The organism is Acidimicrobiales bacterium, assembly GCA_030747595.1.
GTDB lineage: Bacteria > Actinomycetota > Acidimicrobiia > Acidimicrobiales > MedAcidi-G1 > UBA9410.
In genome coordinates, this window is sequence record JASLKK010000012.1 from 19,410 (window position 1) to 32,897 (window position 13,488).

General features: G+C 66.0%; 11 protein-coding genes. 3 read left to right on the plus strand and 8 right to left on the minus strand.

Annotated elements, in window-relative coordinates; genetic code table 11:
• Positions 1-98: 98 nt before the first annotated feature.
• Genes QF777_09825 through QF777_09855 form a run of 7 tightly spaced genes read right to left on the minus strand, consistent with a single transcriptional unit; the run spans position 99 to position 7,389 of the window.
• Positions 99-1,358 carry a Coenzyme F420 hydrogenase/dehydrogenase, beta subunit C-terminal domain gene (locus QF777_09825; GenBank protein ID MDP6911845.1) on the minus strand — a complete coding sequence of 420 codons (1,260 nt, stop codon included), beginning with the start codon at positions 1,356-1,358 and terminating at the stop codon, positions 99-101.
• A 6-nt stretch (positions 1,359-1,364) separates the two neighbouring features.
• Positions 1,365-2,096: a hypothetical protein gene (locus QF777_09830; GenBank protein ID MDP6911846.1), complete on the minus strand. Its 732-nt coding sequence runs from the start codon at positions 2,094-2,096 to the stop codon at positions 1,365-1,367.
• The gene (locus QF777_09835) at positions 2,097-2,891 is read right to left on the minus strand and encodes a hypothetical protein (GenBank protein MDP6911847.1); all 795 of its coding nucleotides are present in this window, start codon (positions 2,889-2,891) and stop codon (positions 2,097-2,099) included. It lies immediately after the preceding gene.
• Complete coding sequence (locus QF777_09840; GenBank protein ID MDP6911848.1) at positions 2,885-4,264, minus strand: MmgE/PrpD family protein; 1,380 nt, start codon at positions 4,262-4,264, stop codon at positions 2,885-2,887. Before QF777_09840 ends, QF777_09835 begins: the two co-directional genes overlap by 7 nt.
• Positions 4,261-5,316, minus strand: coding sequence for an aromatic ring-hydroxylating dioxygenase subunit alpha (locus QF777_09845; GenBank protein ID MDP6911849.1), 1,056 nt, complete (start codon positions 5,314-5,316; stop codon positions 4,261-4,263). The genes QF777_09840 and QF777_09845 overlap by 4 nt, the downstream gene beginning before the upstream one ends.
• 44 nt (positions 5,317-5,360) lie before the next feature.
• Positions 5,361-6,467, minus strand: a complete 1,107-nt coding sequence (locus QF777_09850) for a histidinol-phosphate transaminase (protein MDP6911850.1) — start codon at positions 6,465-6,467, stop codon at positions 5,361-5,363.
• Between the two features lie 4 nt (positions 6,468-6,471).
• Positions 6,472-7,389, minus strand: coding sequence for a MurR/RpiR family transcriptional regulator (locus tag QF777_09855; protein MDP6911851.1), 918 nt, complete (start codon positions 7,387-7,389; stop codon positions 6,472-6,474).
• Between the two features lie 80 nt (positions 7,390-7,469).
• On the opposite strand from QF777_09855, the gene QF777_09860 reads away from it, so the two are divergent.
• Together QF777_09860 and QF777_09865 are read left to right on the plus strand one after the other, a co-directional pair.
• The gene (locus tag QF777_09860; GenBank protein ID MDP6911852.1) at positions 7,470-9,893 is read left to right on the plus strand and encodes an FAD-dependent oxidoreductase; all 2,424 of its coding nucleotides are present in this window, start codon (positions 7,470-7,472) and stop codon (positions 9,891-9,893) included.
• A gap of 78 nt (positions 9,894-9,971) precedes the next feature.
• On the plus strand, positions 9,972-11,084 hold the full coding sequence (locus QF777_09865) for a mandelate racemase/muconate lactonizing enzyme family protein (protein ID MDP6911853.1): 1,113 nt from the start codon (positions 9,972-9,974) through the stop codon (positions 11,082-11,084).
• Positions 11,085-11,485: 401 nt separating this feature from the next.
• Here QF777_09865 and QF777_09870 read toward each other — a convergent pair whose 3' ends face one another.
• Positions 11,486-12,289 (minus strand): crotonase/enoyl-CoA hydratase family protein, encoded by an 804-nt coding sequence (locus QF777_09870; GenBank protein ID MDP6911854.1) that lies wholly within the window; start codon positions 12,287-12,289, stop codon positions 11,486-11,488.
• Positions 12,290-12,523: 234 nt separating this feature from the next.
• On the opposite strand from QF777_09870, the gene QF777_09875 reads away from it, so the two are divergent.
• On the plus strand, positions 12,524-13,381 hold the full coding sequence (locus QF777_09875; protein ID MDP6911855.1) for a phytanoyl-CoA dioxygenase family protein: 858 nt from the start codon (positions 12,524-12,526) through the stop codon (positions 13,379-13,381).
• Positions 13,382-13,488 lie beyond the last annotated feature (107 nt).

The following is a 13,488-nucleotide window of genomic DNA, read 5'->3' on the forward strand; positions in this document are numbered from 1 at the left end:
GGCTCACGTGTGCGAGCTGCCCGAAGCGTGGCAGTGGGTCGGCGATCGCCTCGGAAAAGCAGTCAAGGAACCTTTCAGGCCCCCAACGCGACAACAGGTCAGGCGTGGTCGCTGGGCCTATCGGTTGGAGAGGCGGGCAGTGGTTCGGTGAACCGGCCTTCGGTGGCCCGGCGGAGCGTCCCCGCTTGCTCGGCGAGCCGGGCTTCTGGGTTGAGACGACGACCGAGGAGGTCGACCCGCAGTCCGGTGGTGTTGATTGTCGGGATCCCGGCTTCCGCTAGGCCAGCGAAACGCGAGGCTAGGGCCTCCTTCTTACGGACCTGGTGGGGTTGGAGCTCGTCGAACTCACGGGGGTCTATCGGCCTACCGAGCACCAGGGCGCCAGCTTCCACTGCTGACCGCACTAGGGCCTCGCCAGTAGGGGTGCGGACGATGATCCCGTTGAAACCCTCGTCATCGCCCGTTGGGGCCCCACCGGGCCAGACGTCGGCGGCTGCTATGTCGGCCGCTTCGCCAAGGGCGTCGGGGCAGAACTTGCAGCGGGTCTCAACCTTCCAGCCGGCCTCGTCTTCCCACATCTCGAGGTAGGTCCTTTCGAACGACCTGCCATCGGTGGTCTCGACCCGGGTGGGTCCGGGGTTTCCGTGGCCGCGGTAGCGGAACAGAGATACCTCATCCTCGTCTACACCTACTTCGGCGAGCACATCGGCTGATTTCTCGAGACGGGACTGGCCGCCACATACCAGGGCCAGTCGGGCCACACACAGGTCGTCGACCCGGGGGTCGGAGGCCGCGTGGGCGTGAAGGGCTCCCAGGTCACAGGGCTTGGCGATGACGGCAAACGGCTCTGCCCGGTCGAGGACAGGGCCCAGGCCGGCTAGTGGGGCAGTCGGTCCGTAACGGGATCCGGTATTGGCGAGCACCTCCTTGGCGGTTTGGCTCAGCACCCAGTGGCTGCGCATCGGGTATTTCGGGTCGGCTCCGACGTGAAGCACCGTATCGACGGTTCCGGTGTCTATGAGGTGCATGCCGAGGGCGGTCAACACGCCTCCGGTGGCCGCACGGAACCGGACCTTCGGGTCGCCGGCCCACCCGTAGCGCATTGTCGAAAAGGCCCCCCACACCGGGTCGGCTTCAAGGTCGGGCGTCTGGCGTGGGGCGGCTACCACACCCGGGCAGGCGGCCAGCAACACTGCCTCCTCTTCGGGCGAGAACCGTTCGGCCGGGGTGGGCCGCAAACTGCCCGTTGGGGTCATGACCATGGGAATGCGGCCTTGGGTCACGGTCTCGCAGAGGCCGCAGCCGACGCACAGGCCGCTGGTGACGACCTCGGCGATGCTGTTTGCGGTCCGGTGCATGTCTGGTCAGGCCATCAGACGATGCGCAAAGAGCGCCTCGTAGTGGGGGCGACACGTTGAGTAGGCGTGCCTCAGGAGGTCGTTGTGGTCGATCGATACGTAATCGCGCTGCTGGGAGGTGAGCCCGGTGGACGCACGCAGGTTGTCGTGCCATGAACCGCTGTCGTACCAACTCATGGCCTCCTCTCTGGGGGCCGCCCAGTGCAGGGCCTCGGCCAGGAACGGGATACCGACAGCGTCACACCACGCCGAGGTGATGCCATCCGGGTCGGCCATGAGGTCCTCCGCGTCGATGACGGGTGGTGGTGTACCCCGGTGTTCGGTGAGTCGGTCGAACAGGGACCGTTGCTCGGCGAAGCCTGTCTCGGCGATCTCGAAGTCCGGCCACTTGTCGTACATCGAGGGCAGGGTCTTGGCCGGATCACGGATTAGGAAGGAATGGTTGAAGTGGTCGAGGAAGTCGTCGTCGGCCATGTGGGTTACGTAGTGCGGGAACTCCTTGACGAACACGGGCCCCGTTTCGGCGGCCGCCCGGAGGTCGGACCAGACCGAGGCCGAGGTCAGCCCGGGTTTCGGTCCGCCCGCCCGTTGCGGAGGGCACCGCCGGTCCTCGCCGAGGTACCAGGCCTCGCCGAACGGTTCGTGGAGACAGTGGTGGTCCTTTCGTTCGCGCATCATCTGCTCGAAGGCCGTGGATCGTGAGCGGGGTAACGCCCACAGGGCGAGGATCGTGTGCATTCAGAGGGTCCCGAGCAGTAGGCCGTGGTCGCGGACGGGGATCCCGAGGTCGAGCTCGCGGAGCATTCCCCAGAAGAGGGCGTTGTCGGATGCCACGACCGGCTTATCGAACATGGCTTCCAGAGCCGGTACATGAGGTGCCGTCCGGAAGCCGGCGCCGGTTTGCACCACGACGTCAGCGTCCTGGGCCGCCTCGTGGGCTAGGCGGATGCTCTCCATGACGTCGCGGTCCGGGTGGTCCCACACTGTCTGGTCCTCGACCTCCAACTGCTCTTCCAGGGTGGCGTAAAGGCCCTGGTCGCGCATGTGGCCGCTGGACAGGATCTCGAATCCGGCCTGTTCCAGATAGCGGTTGATGCCGTCCCTCCAGTCGTCTCGGTAGTAGGCGTTACTGACAGCGATCCGCCTGGCCCCGAGGTGGCGTAGTGCCTCGACGATGCAGTGTCCAGCCATGAGGAAGCGGGCACCGATCCGCTCGCTGAGGTCGTCGCAGAACCTGGTGATCTGGTCTGGCGTCGTACCGGTGCAGTGCACCCAGTTGCTGCCGGCCTGGCCGATCACTTGGCAATGCGACTCGGCCAGACAGGTGGCCGCTTCGTCCAGTAGGTCGAAATTGCGAGTCCGGTCGTTGAGGTGGTACTCGTAGCCGGGGATGTGAAGCGCCCGTTGCATGGCGCCTACCCCTTCGGGGGCGACGGCCGTGAACTGCTGCACCACGTCGTCGAAATAGCGGGGTGTCGTGACGAAGCCCGAGTAGCCGATGTAGCGCTTGCGGGTGATGTCGGTGGTTAACACGTGTCCTCCTGGGGTTCGTTGGGGCTGTTGGCGAGCGCCGTCCAGAAGCTGGTCAGGTCCGGCGCATGGCGAAGGTCGCGGGCGGTGGCGATCATGACGTCGGCGTCGATTCGGTTGCCGACCAGCAGCCGGAACTTGGCCTCCAACTCGTCGGAGGTGAGGGGCTGGTGCATTGAGCCCCTCTGGCCGCATACCCGCACGTGGTGCTCCGTGCCGTTCGTGCACACCACTCGTAGGCCGCCGGCCATCTTCCAGGCGTAGCTGGCATCGCACCATTCGGCGGCGGCCATGGAGACCACCCGGGCTTGAAGGTCGGCTAGCGCCGGATCGGCGATGCGTTCGGCTGTATAGGTGGACGGGTCGGACGGGTCAGCCAGAAAGGCGGCCGCCACGTTGAACGGTCCGCTGTACTGGGACGCCATCACCGAGGTGGTTCCATCCTGGGAGTTCTGCTCGGCGGCCTTGGTCGGCACCTCGGCGTGGATCTCGGCTATGTCGTCGGCACGGACGCCCCGACCGCGGATCTCGAGGGCCGCGTCAATGAGCGGGTGGATATCGCTGCAGGCCGCATACGGCTTGACGGTGATCTCGTCGATCATCCAGCGATCACCGAGGTTGTCGGTGAGGAGGTTGACATCGGGTTCGGTTGTCGAGATCCGGCAGAACCCATATCTGCCGGCCAGCCCGTCAGCGGGCCCGTCGAAGCCGTCGGCGGCTAGTAGGGCGGCCGTTAACCCGCCCTCCGCCGCCCTGCCGGCGTGGAGTCGCTTGGTGTCTCCTCCACTCTGGTTGAACTCGGTGGTTCCCGACGAGAAGGTGGCGGCAATTCCCAGGGCGTGAGTCATCATCCCGGATCCGAAGTCCAGAAGGCGCCCAACCGCTGCGGCAGAACCAAACACCCCGGACTGGCCGGTGGGGTGGTAGCCAGCCAGCATGTGGGATGCCGGCCCAACGGCGATACCGGCTCGTCCCATCGCTTCGTACCCAACCACGATCGCTTCCAGGACGGCCAGCCCCGAGGCGCCGGTTTCGGCGGCGATGGCGAGCACTGCTGGGATGACGACCGCTCCGGGGTGCGAGATGGCCTCCTCGTGCACATCGTCCAACTCGAAGGCGTGGCCTGACGCCCCGTTGGCGAAGGCGGCCATTGGAGCCGAGGTAGCGAACCCTGAGCCGACGACCGGACATGGACCACCGTCACCACCAGTGCGACGGGCGTGGGCGGCTGCCCGCTGGCTCCACGGCTGGCCGGCTCCGAACACGATGCATCCCAGAGTGTCGACTAGGCAGTCGACGGCACGGTCGATGTGATCGTCGCTGATCCGCAGTTCAGGGTCAGTGAGGAAGCCCCCCAGTTCTCGGGTAGCGGTCATCGTCCCAGCGCAGCGCGGACCAGGTCGTGCAGGTGGGGGACTGCGTCCTCGGAGTGGACGGTGGCCACGCCGTCGGGACGTTGGATAAGCGGACCGGGGACGTAGCCCCGACTGCGCAGACCCCGTTGGACGGAATCCATGATTGAGAAGTCTTCGCTGACTGTGGTCCGCCAGTCCAGGTCGATGATCTCGTCCTGTTCAGCGGTCGGGGTATCGCCGTCGAACCACCACTCACGGATCAAGAGGGTGCGGTCTACGGCCAGGGGCACCCATCGGAAGGTGTTGAGCACCTCACCGGGATAGCACTGGATCGATGACACCGGGAACACGTAGAACGATTCGTACGCCTGGCCTCCCTCGGCCAGGGAGTACCCGGTGCTGGCCGGCGCTTCGGCGCTGTGGCGGATGGCCTGGCCGCGACCGGCGATGCGGTAGCTGCCGGGGGACACGACGCCCTTGGTGAACGATTTGTGCACGTTGGGGCAGTGGTAGCACTCGTTGTAGTTCTCGACGGCCAACTTCCAGTTGGCGCTGATTAGGTGGGTGCGCCGATGGGTGAGGGTGCGGCTGGCCGCGCTGGGTGCCACAGCCAGCAGCTCGTCCTCGATGTCGGGCACGGTGTCGGGCAGGCTGGCTGCGTCATCGTCCAGGTTGACCCACAGGAAACCACCGAGCGTGTCTAGCCGGACCGACGGCACGCAAATCTCGCCGACCGACTCGCCGCGAGCGTGCAGCAGGCGGCCGTCGAGGTCGTAGTTCCAGGCGTGGTACGGGCAGGTCAGGCTGCTGGTGTGGCCGGCATCGTCGGTCAACAGTTCATGGCCACGGTGCTGGCACACGTTGTACATGGCGTGCAGCGAGCCGTCGGCCAGCCGGGTCACCGCCACCCCCTGATCGCCGACGGAAGCGGTGAGGTAGTCGCCGGGTTCGGCGAGTTGGCCGACGTGACCGACTAGCTGCCAGGTGCGGGCGAAAATGCTGACCAGTTCGTCGGCGAACACGACCGGGTCGGTGTACCAGTCGCCGGAGAGAGCTCGGCGGTAGCTACTCAATGGGGGCTCCTCGACGGTGAAAGGGGCGACTCAGCCGGCGCAGGCTAGGGCAGGTCGGCTAGGGCGTCCACCAGGTGGTCCATTCGGTGGGGGAGGTTGATGTCGCTTCGTAGATAGCGCTTTTCGAGACCCCGGAAGGACACCGAGCCGTCCTTGACAATGACGCCTCGCTCGAGGAGGCCTTCGAACACCAGTGTGGAGTCGGTGTCGGGGTCGAGAATTTCGATGAGCATGAAGTTGGAGCGGGTGCCGGGCACCAGCCGGAAGCGGTCCAGTTCCCCGAAGCGGGCGGTGACGTGGGCTTTGCCCTCGAGAATGGCCGCAATGGTGCGGTCGACGTGCTCGTCGTCGGTCAGGGCGGCGATCCCGCCGGCGATCTGGAGTCGGCCCACGTTCCAGGTGGGCTTGACGGCCAGCAGCGGCGGGATCAGGTCGGGGTGGGCCACACCGAAGCCGAGTCGGAGCCCGGCCAGGCCGAAGGCCTTGGAGAAGGTGCGCAGAACGATGAGGTTGTCGTATTCGGCAGCCAGGTGGATGTAGCCGGGCGTGTCCGAGTAGTGCACGTATGCCTCGTCGAGGGCCACCAGAGCGTGGGGGGCGGCCTCGACGATGCGGCGCACGTCGGCCTCTTCAAGCCACGTGCCCGACGGTGAGTGGGGGTTGGTGACGAACACGATGCGGGTGTCGGGTCCGATGGCGTCGATGTAGGCGTCAACCTCGCAGGTCATGGTGGGTGTGTCGATGTACACCGGGTGGCGGCCTTCGGCTTCGGCGAACAGGTGGTACATCGGGAAGCACGGCCGGGTCATGAGCACCTGGCCGCCTGGTTCGGCGAACGCCCGGATGATGAGGGCGATGACTTCGGTTTCGCCGGAGCCGCACACGAAGTTTTCGGGGGTGTAGCCGTATTTGGCGGCTAGGGCCTCGCGCAGCGGTTCGGCCGTCCACGGCGAGTACAGGTGGACGTTGCCCAACTCGGCGGTGATCGAGGCCATGGCCTTGGGGGAGGGGCCGAACGGGTTTTCGGCTGAGCCCAGCTTGGCGACCTCGTCGGCGGGGATCCCGTAGTGGGCGGTCACCCAGTCCGCTGGCAGGCCGGGCACATAGAACTCGGGGTTTTTCAGGTTGGGGTTAGCCAGGTGGAGGTCCATAGGGTCACTCCTCGACGTACACACCGGCAGCGCGTCGGTGCCGGTGGAACTGATCGATGGCTTCGGCGGCCTCGGTGCGGCTGTCGGCCACCATGAACGCCAGCAGGGTTTCGAGCAGGGCGACGACGCCCAGCACGCTGGCAAAGAACAGCGGGGTCTCGACGGGGGTGGTGAACACGTGGTCGGCGTCGAGGGCCGGCGGTGCGGTTCGACTGTCGGTGACGGTCACCACGGTGATGTCGCGTGCACGGGCCAGGCGGGTGGCTTCGACGATCTCGGCCCTATAGGTGGCGAAAGTCATGGCGACTAGCACGTCGCCGGCGCCCATGCGGGCGATGTCGTCGATGGGCAGGCCCTCGTTGGTGGGGAGGGTCCACAGTCCGGGGACGGCCATAGAGCCGACGTAGCAGAAGTGGCGGGCTAGGGGCAGCAGGGCGCCGACGCCGAAGACTCCGGTGCGAGGGGCGGCGAGGATGGTGTCGGCCACCGTCTGGAGTTCGACGGTGTCGAGGTCTTCGAACACCTGCTCGACGATTCCAAGGTTGGATGAGGCCAGATCGGCCAGCAGGTCGCCGTGATGCTCGGCCCCGGCCAGAGTCTGGAGCCAGCGGGCCTTGTCGGGGTACGAGGTTCCGGGGGCGGTGACCTCGTGGCGGAACGGATCACGCAGATCTTCGTAGCCATCAAAGCCCACAGCCCGCGCCAGGCGGACCAGGGTGTTGGGCTTGACGCCGGCCGCTTCGGCCAGTTGGCGCATCGAGAGCACGGCGACCTGTTCGGGACGGTCGAGGATGTGGCGGGCCGCCTGGCGGACCTGGGGGGTGAGGTCGTTGTAGGCGTCGGCCAGTCGGTCCAGCAACTCGTTTGACGACAGCGACTTCTTGGATGACAGCGGTTTGGAGGCCGTAGACGTCGCGTTCATGATCGTACAAGTGTACCATTCTCGAAATCAGATCGGACAAATGTCCGTAATCTCGTTAGTCGTTTCGTGGGAGTCCCTTCATGGCCATGCCCGATCACACCCGGGTCGTCGTCGTCGGTGGTGGCATCGTCGGTGCCAGTGTCCTTTACCACCTCGCCAAGGAGGGATGGACCGACGCCCTACTCATAGAGAAGGCCGAGTTCACGTCCGGCTCCACGTGGCACGCCGCCGGCCAGGTCACCCACTCAGTGTCCAGTTACACGCTGGCCTTCATGCGCAAGTACGCCACTGAGCTCTACGCAGAGCTCGAGGCCGAGACCGGGGTGGCTACCTCGTGGCACGAAACAGGCTCCTTCCGGGTGGCCTACGAGCCCATAGAGGTCGACTGGTTGAAGGGCCAACTGGGGGTCGGCGCCTACGCCGGGCTCGAGATGGACTGGGTAGGCCCCGAAGTGGTCGCCGAGCACCACCCTCTCTACGACGTGTCGAACGTCGTGGGCGCCATCTGGACGCCACGGGACGGCCATGTCGACCCGTCAGGCGCCACCAACGCCATGCTCACCGGGGCCCGCAACCGGGGTGCCTCCACCTCTCGCCGCAACCGGGTCCTCGAGATCAACCGACGCCCGGACGGCGACTGGGACGTCGTAACCGAACAAGGCACCGTCACCTGCGAGCACGTGGTCAACGCCGCCGGCTGCTACGCCGACCGGGTGGCCCGCATGGCCGGCCTGCGGGTGCCGATGGCCAACGCCCTTCACGCCTATGTCATCACCGAGCCGGTGCCTGAGATCACCGCCCTTGACCGTGAGCTGCCGGTCATGCGCGACGACTACCTCTCGGGATACATCCGCCAGGAACAGGAGTCGGGCCTCATCGGCATCTACGAGCAGGTCGGAGCCGAGGCGGCCTGGAATGACCAGCCGGGGTGGGAACTGGAGAACCCGCTGTTCCCGATCGACTACGACATCATCGGCGACCGGCTCATGCGGGCCTTCGAGTGCATGCCGTGCCTCGAGCCCCGAGGCATCAAGCAGACCATCCGAGGGGCCATCACCCACACCCCGGACGGCGAGGCCATGCTCGGCATGTCAGGCATCCCCAACTTCTGGATGGCTTGCGGCGCCCAGGTCGGCCTGGCAGACGGCCCCGGGCTGGGCCGGGAGCTAGCCCGCTGGATGGTTCATGGCGAGACGGTTCTCAGCGTGCGGAGCTACGACCCGCGCCGGTTTGGGTTCGTGCCCGACGGCGACTACGGGCGGGAGAAGGGCGTCGAGGACTACATGTACCGGCACCAGACACCGGTGCCGGGCCTCGAACACCCTCATCTCCGCCCCCTGAAGGCCACGCCGGCCTACGAACGCCAGGCCGAGCTGGGTGCCGTGTTCACCCAGGTGTACGGCTGGGAGCGCCCTAAGTGGTATCCGGGGGCCGCCGGACTACCCGTCGAGGACGATGTCGGGTTTAGGCACGTGCGCTGGTTCGAGCCGGTACGGGAGGAGGTCCGGGCCGTGCGGGAGGGGGTCGCGCTGCTCGACATGACAGCGTTCGCCAAGTTCGACCTGATGGGTCCGGACGCCTTCAAGGTACTGGACGGGCTGTGCGCCAACCGGCTCCCGAAGGTAGGCCGCATCGGCCTCAACTACTTCCTCACCCCAACCGGACGAGTCGAGAGCGAGATGACGGTGACCCGCTTGGCCGACGACCACTTCTACCTCGTGTCGGCTGCGGTGGGGGAGCTCAAGGACCGCGAGTACATGACCACCCACTGGCCGACCGGGCTCGACGCCATCCTGACCACAGTTTCCGAGGCCTTCGGTGTGCTGTCGGTGGTCGGGCCGTCGGCTCGCGACCTGCTGGCTGGATGCACCGCTGCTGACGTGTCCAACAGGGCCTTCCCGTGGCTGACCGCTCAGCAGATCATCGTGTGCGGGGTGGAGGTGCGGGCCCTGCGGGTGGGCTTTGTCGGCGAGTTGGGCTGGGAGCTTCATGCCCCGCTGGCCGACATGGGCACCCTGTATGACGGTCTGTGGGCCGCTGGTACCGATCTCGGGGTCGTCAACGCCGGCCACCACGCTGTCAACTGCCTGCGCATGGAGAAGGGCTACCGCACCTCGCGGGACATGACCCACGACGTTGACCCTGTCGAGGCCGGCCTCGGGTTCTTTATCAAGCGTGACAAGGGAGACTTCGTCGGCCGGGACGCTCTGCTAGCCCGTGACGAGCAGTCCCGCCGCTGGGCGTCGGCATATCTGGAGGTCGAGTGCGACATCGCCGAGTGCATCGGCGGTGAAGGGGTGTTTCGTGGCGACCGGGCCGTGGGCCTCACCTCGTCAGGCGGTCACGGCTACACCACCGGCAGGGTGTACGCCTTCGCCTTCGTGTCACCCGACGACGCTGTGCCCGGCACCGACCTGGAGGTCATGATTCTTGGCGACCGGTACCCGGCCAGGGTGCTCGCCGAGGCCGTCTACGATCCCGGGAACGAACGGCTCCGGAGCTAGGGGTGGATCGGCCCGGAATCGGCCGGCTCCAGAGTTGGGGAAAGTTCAGACCGGCGTGGGACGACCAGGGGGTGTGATTTGAGGATCACCCGGATCACGATGTGGGGGCTGGACCTTCCCCTGAAGCGGCCCTACTCGCTATCGGGCGGGCGCCTCCACTTCGAGCGCCTTGACTCCACCATCTTGCGGCTCGACACCGACGAGGGGCTCGTCGGCTGGGGCGAAGGATGCCCATGGGGGTCCACCTACCTGCCGGCCTTTGCCGGCGGTATCCGAGCCGGCGTGGCTGAACTGGCTCCCACCGTTCTAGGACTAGACCCCCGTCGTACCGACGTCGTCTACAGGGCCATGGACCTGGCGCTACCCGGTCATGGCTACGTGAAGTCCGCCGTCGACATGGCCTGCTGGGACCTTGCCGCCCAGGCGGCTGGCCTCCCGCTCTGTGACCTGCTGGGCGGGAGAACAGATGGCTCAGTGCGGCTCCACTCGTCCATACCATCCGGCACCCCCGACGAACTCCTAGCCGAGATCGACTTGGCTAGGGCCGAGGGCTACACATTTCACTCGGCCAAGATCGGCGCCGATGTAGAAGTTGACGTTGAACGCATGCGGATCCTCGACGCAGCCATGGTCCCAGGCGAGGAACTCACCTTCGACGTCAACCGCTCCTGGACTCCCGCCGAGGCAATCAGCGTATTGAGCGCCACCCGGGAGATTCTCCGAGTGGTGGAACAGCCCTGCGAGACCTACGGGCAACATCTTGCAGTGCGGTCCGCGGTCGGCCAGCCCCTGGCTATTGACGAGTCGCTCGTCACCGTCGATGACATGATCAGGGCGGTCGGCGACCGGGCCTGCGAGGTGGTCGGTCTGAAGATCGGCAGAGTGGGGGGGATCACCCCGGCCCGTCGCATCCGGGACGTGGCGGCGGCAGCGGGGATCCGGATGAACATCGAGGACACGGGGGGCACCGCCCTGTCGGCAAGCGCTGCGGTGCATCTGGCCCAGGCGACTCCTGAACCGTTGCGGCGCGCCACCTGGCTGTGCTTCGACCACCTGACTGACAACCCGGTGGAGGGGGGCGTGGCCAACGACGGGGGTACAGCTACCGCCCCGGACTCCCCAGGCATCGGTGCGGTTCCCGACCAGGCCGCGCTTGGCCAATCGCTGGCCATCTTTGAGGCCGACCGGTAAATAGCCCCCTCGGTGAGGGTGGCGCGTTATGTGGCGCGTTACTGCCGGTAACGGTCTTCCTCGCTGTGAAGGTTACCGGTGGGCCCGGTTTGGCCCTTTGGGGCGGATCCGGCTGGCTGGTAGGCCTAACGTCGCGACGGTGCGCCTGACGGCGGTCCTAGTAACAACCCTGTTCGCGTCCGTTTATTGGGGCGGTGGCAGCCTGGATTTCCACCATCGCAGGAGTCGATACTCCCGACCCCTCGTCTTGCCCTTATTGGCCCGATCCTGCTCGCGCTGAGCCTTACTCGCCCTAGCGTTTTCTACCGCTTCCTGGCGTTGGAGCTCAAACCATTCTGTAGTTAGAGGGAACGGTTTCTCGTCGTCGGGGTCCACTGGAGAAATGCCTTCTGTCGCCTCGTCTAGGTACCGGGGGAGAACGCAGCGAATGAGCCGTGACGCCCTTCACCATCGGCAAAGCGGGTGGCACCCTCCTGGGTCTCGCCGCTACGAATGGTCGCCATGCCCCGGCGGACCTCGTTGGCGAGCGCAGGTCCTAGATCCAGCCCCCACTGCTCGATAGCCGAGAGACGGTCGGATCGCAGGCATCGTTGCGGAAACGTCGCCAACTCCCTGGCGACCTCGACGGCCGTGTCCAGCGCAGCACCGGATTCGCACAGCCGGTTGGCCAGACCCATCTGGAGTGCCTCGTCGCCACCCACCGCTCGTCCGGTAAGGATCAGGTCCATGGCGCGGCTATGTCCGATTAGACGGGGGAGGCGAACCGTTCCACCGTCTACCAGGGGGACCCCCCAGCGTCGGCAATAGACACCGAAGACAGCGTCGGTGGCAGCGATTCGCAGGTCGCACCACAGCGCCAACTCCAGGCCGCCGGCGACGGCATGGCCCTCAATGGCGGCGATCACCGGCTTGGACAGCGCCCGGCGCGTCGGCCCCATCGGGCCCAGCGAGTCGACGATCCCGGCTACATCGGGCTCGGTCACCCGGTTACCGCGACCGTCTGAGAGGGCCTTGAGATCGGCCCCGGCGCAGAACGTGCCACTTGAACCGGTGAGCACGATGACCGAGGTGTCTTCGTCGGCATCAACTGCGTCGAATGCCGAGCCCAAGGCTTCGGCGGTGTCTCGGTCGACGGCGTTGCGAACCTCGGGGCGGTCGATGGTGATGACAGTCACCGGTCCGTCGGAGTTGGTGTGGACGGTCATGATCGGCACGGTATACGGCTCGACCTGTAGCCGACCTGATATTGGTACCCGGCTGGAATTCGTCAGTACTGGTACGGGAGTCGGAAGGGATAGGGCGGGCTATAGGTCAAGTCGCCTTGCGTGAACCCCAGGCGCCTTGACGGTGTCTTAAGGCTGCATTCCTGATCATCTCAATCGGCCCGAAGGTCGCTCTGTATCGCGTAGGTACGCTTTTCTTGGGGAGGAGAAGGATCGATGTCACAGGCACTGACCAGACTTTCGGCTGACGGCTTGCTCGCGTCGGCCCTTGAGGTCTTCGACACCGATGGCGGCATGGTCGTCGAGGGCATGGTCGGCGGGGGCGTGATAGATGAACTGCTCCGTGCAACGACGGCGTTCGCGAAGGGCGTTCAACCGGGTGCCGCTAATCAGGGCATGGGCGAAGCGGGAAAATTTTTCGTTGGCGCGAACACTGTTCGCTTCTCAAGCCTCGGCAGGATCACTCCCGCCTACTTCGATCTGCTCGACAACGAGGTCTACGCCGCCCTTGCGGACGCCGTTCTCCTGCCCAACTGCGGCTCGTACTGGGTTAACACGGCACAGGTCATGTTCATCGGACCCGGCGAGCCGGCTCAGGTGCTACACCGCGACGCCGACAATTGGTTCCAACACGTGGAACCCACCTGGCCTGACACGCCGGAGGTGACCATCAGCGCCATGATTGCCCTCGAAGAAGTGACCGAAGAGCTCGGCGCGACCCGGGCGGTTCCTGGAAGCCACCGGTGGCCCGAGTTGGAGGTGTACGACTTTGAGGCAGAGTCCGTTCCAGCCGAACTCGCCCCCGGCGATGCGTTCGTCTACTCCGGGAAGACCCTCCATGGGGGAGGGGCCAACCTCACTGTCGACCGGTGGCGACGTGCACTACACCTCAGCTTCGTGGTTGGCTGGCTCACTCCCGAGGAGGCCAACGCGCTCGACTACGCCCCTGGTGAACTCGATGGCCGGTCACCACGCGTGCAAAGACTGCTTGGACATCGCTCCTACGACCCGCGCCCCCACATCGGCGGTGGGCTGTGGCTCCGGCACGTTCGACCCATCGAGGACCAGGCTTGACCGGCTAGCCCTTTCTGGTTCCATGTCGGAGAGCGCAGCACGCACCAGCCATCTACGTCTGTCGCTCGGTGCTCGAGGAACGTGAGGGCTTGGAACCGGGTTCTGCT